This window comes from Providencia sp. wls1916 (assembly GCF_009706585.1).
Taxonomy (GTDB): Bacteria; Pseudomonadota; Gammaproteobacteria; order Enterobacterales; family Enterobacteriaceae; genus Providencia; species Providencia lanzhouensis.
This window is the reverse complement of the sequence record NZ_WLUL01000017.1, coordinates 76911-90417: the sequence shown is the minus strand read 5'-3', so window position 1 is coordinate 90417 and position 13507 is coordinate 76911. Positions and strand designations below refer to the sequence as shown.

The following is a 13507-nucleotide window of genomic DNA, read 5'->3' as shown; positions in this document are numbered from 1 at the left end:
ATGAGGATGAATATTATCCGGTTAGCTATCGGGATTATCACAATGACCGTAAGTGCTTGGGGGCAAGGAGAGGAATTTCTAGGCAGCGTGCCACCCAATGAATCCCATTATGAATCTTCACAGGCGGGCTGGTTTTTGGTGAATGCCACGCTATTCAATGCCCCGTGTGGTTTAACGGTAGGGAAAACGCTGACGTTGACCCATTGCGGCGCAGGAGTTGCATTCAGTGAAAATAAACATGGAGCAAAAACACCGGCAATTTTGCTCGTGGTGGATATGTTAACGGGGGAAGAAACAGTGCGTTACCCCGTGGCACTTATTGATGGAAATAACCCCGTTCAGCTTCCTTCTGTGATTGAGAGTGCGCATCCACTGCGACTGGAGGTGAGTTATGAGTAAGGTAACCCTGTTTTGGTGGCTGCTAGCGCCCCTTTTCTGGAGCTTTTCGACTCAAGCTAATGCGCAATTTCTGGATGTGGAATTTAGCGGAGAGTTAGTGCATTTATCCTGCAAAGTGAGTGCAGGTTCCGTCAAAAAAGAGATTCAATTAGAAAATTTACGTATGGAGTCTCTTAATCTGGGGGAGACCAGCGTTATCACGCCGTTTTCCATTGAAATTGACCATTGCCAGCGTGCGGAGCTGGGAAAGCTCATCAAGATAGCGTGGCATGGAACGCAGCTAGTGAATATTGATGGGGATAACTACCTTATCACTCAAGGTGATAGCGGCGTGGTACTGGGGATCATGGATAGTAAAGATAAACTCATTGATTGGGATGAGCCTATTGATGTGGGCAGCGTTGCAGTGGTGAATGATGAGCAATCTTTGTCCTTTGGTGTGGTAGCGCGCAAACCTCCTTATGGTTACGTTGGCACAGGGAATTTCTCCGGTTGGGCTACATTTTCCGTGGAGTATAAATAGTGAAGCAAATCAATAAAATCAGGAAGTATTGGTGGGGTTTTCTGATATTTATCTCACCGGTGGTTAATGGGGATGTGTTTGTGGATGTCGTGGCGACAATGGTCGATCCTGCTTGCCACGTACGTAGTGAAAATAACGATTCACCACTGCAAATTAATTTTGGGGTGGTTGAAATTAATGGCGCGCCAGGGGTTTCGTTGACCAAAGATTTTCCGGTGTATATCAGTGGGTGCTCAGGGAGAAAAACGTTGTCGGTGTTACTCAACCCAAAAGGTTATGGAACGGAAGAGTACCAAGGTCGCCAAATCTTATCCACCAGCGCAAAAGGGTTGGGGATCGATTTTTTTGATATCACGGATGGACTAACATTTCCTTTAGAGCTCAATCAAATACAAACTATTACACCACAACCTATCAGCGCGACGGAGCACCGTATTAATCTTCAAGCAAAGTTGGTGAACACTCGACCACTAAGCCAATTACCCGCAGGAAGATTTACGTCGGCCATGATGATCTCAGTCACTTATCACTAATGGGAACAGCAATATGTTGACAATTAAATCCATAGCGCGGGCAGGTTGTTTAGTCGGAGGAATACTGTCAGCGATGATGGCTCATGCAGATTATGCGGCACAAATTATCGATCCTAATACGGGCTATACCATACGCGTGAATAACAGCAGCACGCTGGCGGATCACCCTGATAGGGGATCTGACGGTCAAAATTATTATCAAGTTGGAGAGCCTTTTGTGGTAGATAGTAACCTTGCGGAACCGACCGGTATGGTGAAGTGTGTCGGGCGCCGCTGGGGAAGTACAAGCACGCAAATTCTGCCAGCAAATGCGTTTCATCGATTATTCATGTATGTGCCTGAAACGGGGTTTTCGATTGCAGGACTCAAAGCGTATCGGTTGAACGCCAACCTCGTGATGACGGTGCAATCCGACATGATGGAATGGACGAACCGCAGCTCCGGTGTGTGCTCAATGTCTTATGCAGATACACAATTTGAGGTTCCTCGATTTAATAACCATTTTCCTATCATCATGACGTTTTATATCAAAGAGCAAATTATCGATGGGCAGTTGATTATTAGTGAAATGCCATTAGCGGGTTACGTGCGTGCATTTACCAATCCAAAAGTGGCGCCACCTTATGATGGCTGGCCGCTTCACGAATCTTCTGTGCCATTACGCTTGGCGGCTTCGCAAATTAATATCGGTGCAAAATGCACATCCAGTACTAGCAGCGGGGAGCAAGGGATATTAAATTTACGCCATGGGCAGTTAAACAGCTTGTACTATGACAACCGTGCTAGCGGTCAAGTCACCTACAGTTGCCTCTTCCAATCGGCAACTAAAGTACGGTTACGCTTGGATTACACGCAGGATGATGACCCTCAAAAGCGCTTACCGATGAAAAATGAGGCGAACGATACGATCTACAGCGATTTGGTGATCACTGATCTTGAAACGGGGGAATCCGGTAAAGAGATCAAAGCGGAGATTCACAGCCTGAAGGAGTTCGAAATCAGTAGCCACCTGCAAGGGGAAAATGCCCAAGCGGGTGACTATCGTGGTTCTGCATGGCTGATTGCCACCTTGGATTAAGGTTAGGACTCAATACGCTGAATAAAACTCGATGGGGTTTGTCCGAGCCATTTCTTAAACATGGTTGAGAACGAACCCACATTGTTGTAACCAAGATCAAACGCCACTTCAGTGATCGATTTACCTGCTGAAATTTGGCTAATGGCACTCAGTAAACAGGCTTGTTGTCGCCAATCTGAAAATGACAAACCCGTTTGCGCCCCAAAAAAGCGGCTAAATGAGCGGTCGCTTTTGTGCAGTTTTGCAGCCCACTCTTGGGGAAGCGAGGTAATTTGCGGTGATTTTAAAAATTCGCGGCACAAGGCTGCGAGGCTTTCATCTCGCGGGATCGGGGCAAAGAATGGTAGCGGCTCGGCGCGCGCCACTTCATGGAGGATCAGCTGCATCAATGAGCCATCTCGTCCGTTAAGATCATATTCCAGTGGCACATCAACCGCTTCTAATAGCAATTGGCGAAGTAAAGGCGTGACGCGCAAAACTTCGCATCGATTGCCTTGGCGGGGCGCAGCCGCAGGTTCGATATATAAACTGCGAGTGCTGACATTCAGCATCCGTGTTTCATGGGCTGTATTCTCAGGGATCCACACGCCGCTGTCGGGGGGAATAACCCACTCACCATCTTCAGTACTCACCTCAATTAGCCCCGTTGCCCCATATAAGAATTGAGCGCGGCGATGCTTATGAGAATCCAACAGCACGTTGGGTAAGTAATCTGTCGCGAGTGCGATAACATCCCGAGCGACACTATCAATGGTACTCAGTGGAATATTTCTCATTGTAATTTTGGTTACCGTCGTTTATTGGCTGAAATTCAAACATAACGAATTATTTTCTGAATATAGGCAAAATTTATTGATATAACCACATGTTTCACGCGGTTGGCTGAAATTCCAATGCCTTTGGCGGTTTTTCAAAAGTTGGCTCAGTGGGAAATGTTTACGCTATCGCGGCAACCTAATGTACGCCAGAGGTAGAGTTATCATGAAAAATTATAATGATCAGAGTGAACATCTGATTGAACCATTGACCCGTCGTCGGTTTATTCAAGGCAGCTCTGCACTCATGGCTGTCCCATTTATTGCCACGAACACGGTCGCTTCAACACCAGAAAACTCCAATATTATCCCTACGACCACCTTACCGAATGACGGTGAGCGAGTGGTTTCCACATGCAGCAGTTTTGACTGCGGCGGAAAATGTGATATTCGCGCCCACGTTAAGCAGGGTGTTGTTACGCGCATCAGTACACGTCCTGACGGGGATCTTGATGAAGAGATGCCGATTATGCGTGCTTGTGTGCGCGGACGCAGCTATCGCAAATTTGTCTACCATCCGAACCGCTTAAAATACCCAATGAAGCGAGTAGGCAAACGCGGTGAAGGGCATTTCGAACGAATTAGCTGGGAAGAAGCCACCACGCTTATCGCTGAAAATATGCAGCGAATTAACCAGCAATATGGTCCTGCATCGCGATTTGTCAGCCTAAGTACTGGGGTGACGGGCGGCATTTTTTCAGGGGCGAATATGTTACGCCGCCTGTTTAATTTGACGGGGGGATTTCTCGAAAATTACCACTCTGTCAGTAACGGCAACACTATGGCAGTGACGCCCTACACTTATGGCACCTCGGCGAGTGGCAGTACGTTAGACACATTGGAAGAGACTCCGCTGGTGATTTTATGGGGACATAACCCAAATGAGACTATTTTCGGGCATACCAACCATTACTTCCAAAAAATGAAGAAAAATGGCACCAAATTTATTGTGGTGGATCCGCGCTACTCCGATACCGCGTCTTCGTTAGCGGATCAGTGGATCCCGATTTTGCCTACCACCGATAACGCCATGATGGATGCCATGATGTACGTGATCATTAGCGAAGGTCTGCATGATCAGGTATTTATCGATACCTACACCGTTGGCTTTGATGAGCACCAAATGCCTGATGGTGTACCGGAGAATGAATCCTTAGTCGCCTATTTGATGGGAAAAAAAGATGGTGTGGTGAAGACCCCTGAGTGGGCGGAACCCATCACCAAAGTGCCTGCGCAAACCATTCGCCAACTGGCTCGTGAATATGCCACAACCAAACCCGCTGCCTTGATGCAAGGGTGGGGACCTCAGCGTCATATTTGTGGAGAACGCTCTGCGCGTGGTGCGACATTGCTGGCAACCATTACGGGAAACGTCGGTGTGAAAGGGGGTTGGGCTGCTGGTTATGGCATGGCCGTGACGCCTGATCTTCGTAAAACACTGGCGGGTCCCAGCCTATTTGAAAACCCCGTTAAAGCGAAAATTAATATTACTAACTGGGTACAAGCCTGTGAGGATGCCAGCCTAGTCACACCGGATAACGGCTTAAAAAATGCAGAAAAACTGGATACCGAAATCAAAATGATTTTTTCCCTTGCGGGAAATTACATGACGAACCAGAACCCCGATATTCGCCATGCCGCCAAAGTGCTGGAGGATGAAAATAAGGTTGAGTTTATCGTCTACAGTGATTTGTATATGACGCCAAGCGCCAAATATGCCGACATCTTACTGCCTGAAACCAGCTTTTTAGAACGCTGGAATGTCGGCGGGACATGGGGTACAGGGAACTACATTATTCTGTCTGAAAAGGTCGTGGAACCTGAATTTGAGCGCCGCAGTGATTATGAATGGCTCTGTGATGTGGCAAACAAATTGGGTGTGGGTGAAAAATTCAGTGAAGGGCGCACGGAAAAGCAGTGGATTGAACATCTGGTCAATGATGCTCATGAAAAACGTCCTGAAGATGGAATTCCCACCTTTGATGAATTGCTGGTTAAACGCCGCCATCTTTTGAAACATAAACCCCACACGGGGCATGTGGCATTTGAGAAAAATATTAAAGATTTAGCCAATAACCCGTTTGAAACCCCATCGGGCAAAATCGAGATTTTTTCGAAACGTCTATATGACCGTAATGACCGCGATATTCCCGCACTCTCTCATTATGTGCCTGCGATTGAAGGCCCTGAAGATGCTCTAACGCAGCAATATCCGCTGCAATTGATTACATGGAAAGGGCGCAACCGCGCGAATTCCACTCAATTTGCGAACCCGTGGTTACAAGAGGTGCAGCGCCAAGAGTTGTGGATCAATCCGATCGACGCGAAGCACCGCCAGATTACGGAGGACGATCGCGTGAAAGTGCATAACGATCGAGGGGTTACGATGGTACCCGTCAAAATTACCTCGCGGATCATGCCAGGAGTGGTGGCACTACAAGCGGGAGCCTGGTGGCAGCCAGATAAAATGGTGTCGATCAAGGGGGATGCGCCAACGTTTTAACGTCAGCGCGCAGTACGGCAATGGCGCACGGTAATGCCCATCAAACCTTATTGGTGGAGGTAGCAAAAGCATGAGTAAATTCCACGTTTATCCCGCAGTGAGCGACAAACAACTCGGGTTTTATATTGATTCGGCACGCTGCTCAGGGTGTAAAGCGTGTCAGGTGTCCTGCAAAGATAAAAACAATCTCGAAGTTGGACGTAAATTTCGTCGAGTTTACGAAATTACGGGTGGGGAATTTATCGAAAATGGCTGCGGTAGCTGGGAGAACAATGTGTTCGCCTATACCTTGTCTATTTCGTGTAACCATTGTGCTGACCCAATGTGCGTGAAAAACTGCCCAACCACGGCAATGCATAAGCGTGAAGGGGATGGCATCGTGATGGTGAATACGGATAAATGCGTGGGGTGCGGAACTTGCGCATGGTCGTGTCCATATGGTGCACCGCAGATGAATCCTGAAACCAAGCAAATGTCCAAGTGCGATTTCTGTATTGATTTACAACTGCAAGGGCAGACTCCCGTGTGTGTGGCGACGTGCCCACTCGGTGCGATTCAGTTTGGTCCCATTGATGAGCTGCGCGAACGGTTTGGTTCGCAAGCGGATGTGAAAGGGCTGCCAGACTCATCCATTACTCACCCTAATTTAGTGATCCACCCGCACCAAGGGGCGGGGCGTCATACCGTGATCCAAGGAGCGAAAAAATGAATGAATGGCCACTATTGATATTTACCTTGTTGATGCAAGCCTCTATCGGGCTAAGCGTGATGCTGGGGATTTGTGCAAAAAGATTGGCGACGACTCTGGGTGGAAATATTCCTTCGAGCTTTCTGCTGCGCTATTTATTTATCGCTTGTGTGCTAGCGGGAGTGGGGTTGCTCTCCTCCATTACACACTTGGGAGTGCCACTTAATGCGCCTAATTCGTTATTAAACATTTTCTCCTCTTGGCTCAGTCGTGAAGTGGTTTTTACGGCAACTTACTTTACGTTCTTGGGCCTCACTTTTTTGTGGATGTGGTTTAAAAAACGCCTGTCCTATGGGTTACTGGGGCTGGCGATTATCGCGGGGCTGTGTGATGTGTATGCGATGGGATCGATTTACCGTTATACCTCCATGTTAGTGTGGATGAATGACAATACCTACCTGATGTTTTATGGGGCGATGTTGACCCTAGGGGCGGCAGGGTACTATTTATTGGTTAGCTTCTTCCTGAAAGATAAAGGTCAAAATAGGGCGCTCGCATTATTGATGGTGGTGGGCGTGAGCTTAGTGGTTCGTTTGATTTATCAACCATTCTACGAAAACTATTTGCTGGAAACCGCTTACACCAATGAATCCGTCACTTTTCCCATTGATTCAATTAATGCTTATCAACAAATTTGGTCACTGCGTTTAGCCAGTTGGGTGGTTGGGTTTATTGCCATTGTTGCTATCGGCATAGGGGCATTTTACCGAATTAAAGACGAGGCACAGGGCGTTCTGATTGGGCGTAGCCAATATGTTCTTGTGGTGGGTTGCGTTTGTGCTTTGATTGCTGAATTTATGCTGCGTTACTGTTTTTATACAATCCATATTTAAAAATGAATAACCGAGCCAGATAGGTTCGGTTATCTAATTTACGCTTAACGCATGGGTGACTAAGCTACCTTGATCATTGATATACACTGCAATAAGTTTGCCATTTTGCCGATGACTTCCTTCTAGCTTTTCGGTTGAATATGGTGGGATCATAATGCTTTTCGCGATGGGGGTATTTTGGTTATTTTCATAATAGAGCTGTGAAATATTCAAAAAATAAGGCGTGGGATTTTTAATTGAAAGCTGACTCTCGGAATGCAACGCACTCACGTTATTGATAAACGACTCTATGCCATTGGCAAGCGCTGCAGGTCGATAAAAAACTTTGATACGAATTTGTAGCGCCAGCTGGATAATATTCATTCCTTCTTTATTTTGAGGTTTTGGTGAAATATCAAGTACATTCAGGTAAAAAACGGATTCTCTATCTTGTGGTAAATCCCCACCAATAAATCGAATCCGTAATTGCGTACCATCATGAGCGGCGATTTTGGTCACCGGGGGGGTCACAATAAACGGTGCCTCTGTCGTTTCAGGGGTGGAATGGATATTGCCCTCATCAATCCAACTCTGGACTAAGCTTGCGTGTTCACTGTCATTAATGGCTTGAATATTGGCAGATTTTTGGTCGCTTAAGTAAATCAGACGCGTTTTTTTGAGCATTAAGCTCGCGTGCGTTTGTGAGCTAAGAAGAAGCAATATTAAACCGTAAATAATTCCTTGAATATACTGCATTTCTCATCCTTCTAATTGTATGACATGACCACAGTTGCGGTGCTGGATACAGGGCCTTGCGTCACGATGGCAGGGGTATAAGGGTAATAGTAAGCTCCCATGTTGAGGGTAAATGATGGGGAAATGGGACTTCCTTTTGCCACAGTGAAAATAGACGTTGCGGTACTTTGTGCTGACACGCTATTGGATAGAGTGATAGGCGTATTAGGATTACTCGCCATAACGAGTCTAAAACCTACACCGGCAGCGCCTTGGCTGGCGGTGTTATTCATGGTGGTTTTATCCGCCGCGAGTAAGCTGCTGCTGGATAAGAAAATATTGATATCCCTTGATGCGTTGCCTCCCGCAAGAAAATCACTGCAAGTGAAGTTGAGATTAAAGGGGGTGTAACCTGCGCGCGTTGCTGATTTGACGGTACTGATGCTGACGGGAGGCAGAGTCACCACTAAACCTTGGTTTGAAAAATTACAGGTGGTGGTAATAGGGCTATAAGTCACTTGAACGGGTTGTAAATAGATATCATCAGGCTGAGTTGTCCATACAAATCCCAGTAAAAATGCTAAGAGCCTAGCCACCACATCAAGAAGCCATTGTACAAGACCTAAAGTAGATGCATCCGAAGCAAAAACAACAGGGTTAATGGTTGCGGTGCTTCCTGCAATTTCAATATAGTTCGAGCTTGGTTTGACGGTCACTAGGGTAAATTGCATGGTGAAATTTACATTGAGTTCATTGGCATTGTGGGTACCGGGGGACAAGTTTGACACATTATTTTTTTCTAATTGGGTGACGGTGACTTCGACTAATTGCTTACCCCCATTAAATCCCACGGTCGCTTTTCGACCTTGAAATGGTGAGGCAATACCTACGACATTGGGGAGTAATCCATTATTGGTACAAGTAAATGTACCGGAAAATATGGTTCGAGAGTCTTTGGTCACGACAGTCGATGAGCTGGTTAAATCGTTTGATAAATTAAAAGCAATCGGGGATGCCGTGACGGTTGACGCTTGTCGGCAGTTAGCGGAAGCATACTGGCTGACGGCAAGTAAACTTGAAAATAATAGTGCCAATGTGGTTTTTTTCATTGGATTTTCCTTTATTGACAGCGGTTTTTACCTTTATCCATTGTGTTAACCGGTTGATGGATCACGCACTCTTTCTCCCCTTTCAGCTTGATGTGCAAGGCTGAAGGTAGCTGTTCACTCTTAAGGTACAGCACGCCAGATTGCCCTACATATCCTATATTTTGCTGTTGTGGATCAACGACTTCAGTACCGAATGGCAGGCTGTGACCATTGGCTAACTCGCCTCGTAAAATAAAGGTTTGTCGAGTGTCTGTTTCTAATTTGATGTAGTTAACTGCACCTTGATACGGGCTGATGTTCGCCATATTTCCGAGGACTTCAGCGCCTGCCGTGTTTTCGGTATCAGACAGGGTATATGAGTTAGCGCGATAAGGGGTGCTGTTGGTCACTAGTACCACACCTCGCTGATTGGTTAGCGTGGTTTTATCGTCATTTACCATCATATTATTGGCCATTGGGGCATCAATGATGGTGTAGGTATCTCCAGTATCACCCGATAAGGCGATATGGTTAGGGATAGCGACCAAGGTACCTCGGGCGCCTAATCCTGCCTGGCGATAATCATTCGCTTCGGTATAAGAACCGGATAATGTGGTGTAAGGGTGTTTATAGGTAATATTTCCACCGAGGACATTGTTGCCCCCAGACTGATTTGTGCCTGTTACGGTGTAATTAACTTGATTATCTTTCCCCGCGATGCCACTGACACTCAAGGCCGTTTGTTCATAGTGAGAATCAGTAAAATAGCTACCTAAGCTAACGTTAGCGCGTTTTTCGAATAGGCTAATGGGAACGCTGATATTCATATAAACGCGAGTTTCTTCTTTATTATCATAATTACGCACCCGTGATACGGATACGTTGTAGGAAATGTCGTTGTAGTTATTGGCATAACCGACTTGATATTCTCGGCTACTACCGTGAGTGTTCCAGTAATCACGATGAGTTCCAGAAACAAAAACAGAGCCATAATCGTTGCCAAGCTGCTGATTCAAGTTAATGGTGAAGGTATTTTTCGCTCGTGAGCCACGTAGGGCATCGAAGTTGCTTAACGAGAGATCTGAATTGTTATTATTATTGCCAATTGGGTTAGCATTTTGGTCTTGATATCGCTGCCATGCTTTGTAGTTATCATGAGAGTAAATTGAATCAACAAAGCTATAGTAGCCGCTAGTGGAATAGCGGTATGTGGCGAGAGTTAAACTGGTTGAAGTGGCATCAATAAATTTACTGTAGGTTAAACGATAGCTTTGACCACTCTTATCTCCACTATCCAATTGAGTTTTGGCGTGAGTGACGTCCGCGGAGATAGCACCAAAGCGAAAGTTCCAACCACTTCCAATGACGGCGGAATAATATTTCTCACTGAGTAGAGCGCCTGAATAGAGCGTCACCAAGTTATTCAAGCCGTAATGATATTCGCCTTGAATAAATTTAGGTTGGTATGAGGTATTGTCGATTTTTGCTTGCCCAGCAAGAACGTTATAGTTGGAAACACCTTCTTTGAGCATGTCTGGTACAGCGGAGTAGGGTACAGAAAATGACTCTTTTCGACCATCGGCTTCTTGTATTACCACCAATAAATCACCGCTTCCCGCACTAGGTTGAATATCGTTAAATGCGAACTCTCCTGGCGGCACGTTTTCTTGATAGACCAAATACCCATTTTGATAAACGGTGACTAAGGCGTTGGTTTGTGCGACGCCCCGAATAATAGGAACAAAGTTTTGGCTTGAGTTTGGCAACATGCCCACTTCCGTTGCGAGCATAATGCCTCGCATACGAATGCTATTAAATAGCGCTGTTGGTGTATAAAAATCGCCAGCCTTTAGCCCTGAATTAATCTGGCTGATTGGGCGGTATACATAGCGGGTGTTATTGCGCCATTTTTGCGAGCCATGGGATGAATAGCGATAACTGGATTCATCACGAAATTGCCACGCACCTAAATTGACACCCGAGTTGAGGGTGGCATAGAAATTCTCATTATTTCTCTTTTCGTGTTTCTTCTCTTTATAAGTGTAATAGTTTGTATTATAAGCAAAAATAATGGCGGGTACGCCATGTTGCCACAAGCTGGGATCGACATAACCAGATTCAGATTGTTTAATCGACACTTGTGGAACGGTAATGTTTAGTCGTAATTCGCTGATTTTAAATTGGTAATGTAAATTGGGTGCCAGTGAGCTGAGTTGAACATATGCGTTATTCTCAGGCTGATCTACTTGGTTAGGTGTGGTTTTTAAACCGAGCTTAGGGACATCACTTTGCGCAAGGCTGATCTGCTTACCATTGTCTTCAACATTGATGTCAAACTGCCCTTTCCAAACCTGATTAACATAGATATCCGCAAGCTGTTTGCCCGCTGGAATTTGTCCATCAGAATAGAAACGAGAAATATCTCCTTTTGCAGATTCACCCACCAAAAGGGAGGTATCGAATTCATCTGCAAATGCATTTTTTAGATAAGTCTGTAGCCCTATTAAAATAAGGATGTAGAGATAATTTTCTTTTTTCATGATGGTTTCTTCTGTTAAAGCTGAAGGTTTTTAGATTTGAAAACACCATAATCATCAACATAAGTCAGAATAAGATTGCTACTTTTTAACTGTTTTTTTAAAGGCAGTGTTTTAGATGTGTGTGGTGGAACCATCTCTGAATCAACAAGCGCTGTTTTTTTATCTTCAGACGTTGTAATAGCAGCAATAGTAAAATGGTATTGGGAGTTATTATTCACGACAATACCGTTATTATTTAGCTGGTAATTAATATTGTCCGTGATATTTTCAGGTAATTCAGTTAATCCATTAGGTCGATAAAATAATTTTATTCTTGAACGCGCTGCTAATTGAATGACATTTTTCCCTTTCATTGAATCAGGCGCTTTAGGAATATCTAGGACATTTAAATAAAAAACACTTTCAACATTATCTGGAAGTTTTCTATCTGTTTTTTTAATTTTTAATTGTTGACCTTGTAAACCCTCTACTTTGATAATAGGAGGATAAAGATAAAACGGTGCATCTGAATTTTCAGGTGTTGAGTTTATATTACCATCATCAATCCATGATTGAACTAATGACGGTGTGTTACTGTTATTAGTTAATTGCACAGACATGCTTTGTGCAGCTTCTGGATATATAATCCTTGTTCCTGTAATAATAACGTTTGAAAATGTTTCTTTAGAAAATAATAAAAGAAGTAAGAATAATAATTTTATTTTCATAATAAATTCTCACTAAAAGCTAGGTTCAGAGGAACCTAGCTTGAGTTTATTGTTATAGATATGAAACGGTATAAACAACGTTTGATTGCAGCGCACCGACAGATGCGGCAGTCGCATTTGTTTTGTAGTAGCTAGCAATTAAGTTCAATGTTGCACCAGCAGCTGAAGTGGTATTGGCTGCGGTTAACTGAGTATCAAAGGTCGTATTTAATGGAATAGCAACGGTTGGTGATCCAGTCTGTGACAAGCTAAAGCCCACGTTACGAGCAACGGCCGGATCATTTTCGTTCACTGTTGTATTCATTAAATACAGGCCTGAAGGCGAAATATTACTTGAAGAGAAGTGAAGTTTTAATGTCCCTGCTGGCGTACCTCCACCAACAATTGCACAGTTTGAAAAGGTAAGCCCAAAGGCTTTTTGGTTTTTTGTAATAACTGTACTTGCCGTTGTTCCTGCATCAGAAGATATAATCGGATCTAAAGCAATCGACATATCAGCGCTGTTATTACCATTAATCGTACAGGTAGTATCACTAATTGCACCGGAGAAAGAAATAATACCTCCAGGGCTATTTGTGGCAGCAATTACTGAGCCAGATAACACGGATAAGGACAGTATTGATAGAGAAAGTATATGTCTAGGCATAATTAACCCCATCGAGGTTCTCGATTAATTAAAATAAGTGATTTTTTTTGCGAGTCAGAATTAACTAGCTTTTTAAGCTTAGACAAGGTTTAAAGATCTTCAAGATATGTAAAGTGGAATTAATGGGTTTATAAATCCAATGATTTCAAATTTTCAGATTAAAATTTTGTATTTTTTGTTTTTTATTATTTAATGTGCTGAATTTTTGCTTGTAATGAGTGATGTTACTTAGTTAAGTATAGATAATATAAGGAATATTTTATTTTGTGATTTTGTTTCTATTTTATTTTTATTCTGGATTTTTTTGTTTCTATTTATCTTCAATATTTAAACAAGTAAAAAGAGTATTATTCTTTTTCTAATATTTTTGTTTAATTAAT

Annotated in this window: 12 protein-coding genes and 1 pseudogene; 7 read left to right on the top strand and 6 right to left on the bottom strand. The window is 44.0% G+C overall.

Features of this window, described 5'->3' with window-relative positions; genetic code table 11:
* Positions 1-6: 6 nt before the first annotated feature.
* The 4 genes from GKR61_RS12275 to GKR61_RS12260 are packed head-to-tail and all read left to right on the top strand — an operon-like array spanning position 7 to position 2533.
* Complete coding sequence (locus GKR61_RS12275; protein ID WP_154599645.1) at positions 7-399, top strand: hypothetical protein; 393 nt, start codon at positions 7-9, stop codon at positions 397-399.
* The gene (locus GKR61_RS12270; protein WP_154599644.1) at positions 392-922 is read left to right on the top strand and encodes a fimbrial protein; all 531 of its coding nucleotides are present in this window, start codon (positions 392-394) and stop codon (positions 920-922) included. Before GKR61_RS12275 ends, GKR61_RS12270 begins: the two co-directional genes overlap by 8 nt.
* Positions 922-1455, top strand: coding sequence for a fimbrial protein (locus tag GKR61_RS12265; protein ID WP_036955195.1), 534 nt, complete (start codon positions 922-924; stop codon positions 1453-1455). The genes GKR61_RS12270 and GKR61_RS12265 overlap by 1 nt, the downstream gene beginning before the upstream one ends.
* A gap of 13 nt (positions 1456-1468) precedes the next feature.
* Entirely contained in the window at positions 1469-2533 is a 1065-nt protein-coding gene (locus GKR61_RS12260) for an adhesin (RefSeq protein ID WP_154639813.1), read from the top strand.
* Between the two features lie 2 nt (positions 2534-2535).
* On the opposite strand, the gene GKR61_RS12255 is transcribed toward GKR61_RS12260, so the two are convergent.
* A complete protein-coding gene (locus tag GKR61_RS12255; RefSeq protein ID WP_036955189.1) occupies positions 2536-3309 on the bottom strand; it encodes an AraC family transcriptional regulator in 774 nt (257 codons plus the stop codon).
* A 205-nt stretch (positions 3310-3514) separates the two neighbouring features.
* On the opposite strand from GKR61_RS12255, the pseudogene GKR61_RS12250 reads away from it, so the two are divergent.
* From GKR61_RS12250 to GKR61_RS12240, 3 genes and pseudogenes are all read left to right on the top strand, one after another.
* Positions 3515-5925: pseudogene (locus GKR61_RS12250) on the top strand (DMSO/selenate family reductase complex A subunit).
* The gene (locus GKR61_RS12245; protein ID WP_036955182.1) at positions 5922-6560 is read left to right on the top strand and encodes a DMSO/selenate family reductase complex B subunit; all 639 of its coding nucleotides are present in this window, start codon (positions 5922-5924) and stop codon (positions 6558-6560) included. The pseudogene GKR61_RS12250 and the gene GKR61_RS12245 overlap by 4 nt, the downstream one beginning before the upstream one ends.
* The gene (locus GKR61_RS12240; protein ID WP_036955178.1) at positions 6557-7432 is read left to right on the top strand and encodes a dimethyl sulfoxide reductase anchor subunit family protein; all 876 of its coding nucleotides are present in this window, start codon (positions 6557-6559) and stop codon (positions 7430-7432) included. Before GKR61_RS12245 ends, GKR61_RS12240 begins: the two co-directional genes overlap by 4 nt.
* Before the next feature lie 33 nt (positions 7433-7465).
* Here GKR61_RS12240 and GKR61_RS12235 read toward each other — a convergent pair whose 3' ends face one another.
* From GKR61_RS12235 to GKR61_RS12215, 5 genes are read right to left on the bottom strand one after another with little or no spacing between them, the layout of a single operon-like run.
* Positions 7466-8167, bottom strand: coding sequence for a fimbrial biogenesis chaperone (locus GKR61_RS12235; RefSeq protein ID WP_036955175.1), 702 nt, complete (start codon positions 8165-8167; stop codon positions 7466-7468).
* Positions 8168-8178: 11 nt separating this feature from the next.
* On the bottom strand, positions 8179-9255 hold the full coding sequence (locus GKR61_RS12230; protein ID WP_036955173.1) for a fimbrial protein: 1077 nt from the start codon (positions 9253-9255) through the stop codon (positions 8179-8181).
* Between the two features lie 11 nt (positions 9256-9266).
* The gene (locus GKR61_RS12225) at positions 9267-11774 is read right to left on the bottom strand and encodes a fimbria/pilus outer membrane usher protein (protein WP_036955171.1); all 2508 of its coding nucleotides are present in this window, start codon (positions 11772-11774) and stop codon (positions 9267-9269) included.
* Positions 11775-11788: 14 nt separating this feature from the next.
* Positions 11789-12481, bottom strand: a complete 693-nt coding sequence (locus GKR61_RS12220; protein WP_154639812.1) for a fimbrial biogenesis chaperone — start codon at positions 12479-12481, stop codon at positions 11789-11791.
* Between the two features lie 52 nt (positions 12482-12533).
* Positions 12534-13127: a fimbrial protein gene (locus tag GKR61_RS12215; RefSeq protein ID WP_006663314.1), complete on the bottom strand. Its 594-nt coding sequence runs from the start codon at positions 13125-13127 to the stop codon at positions 12534-12536.
* Positions 13128-13507 lie beyond the last annotated feature (380 nt).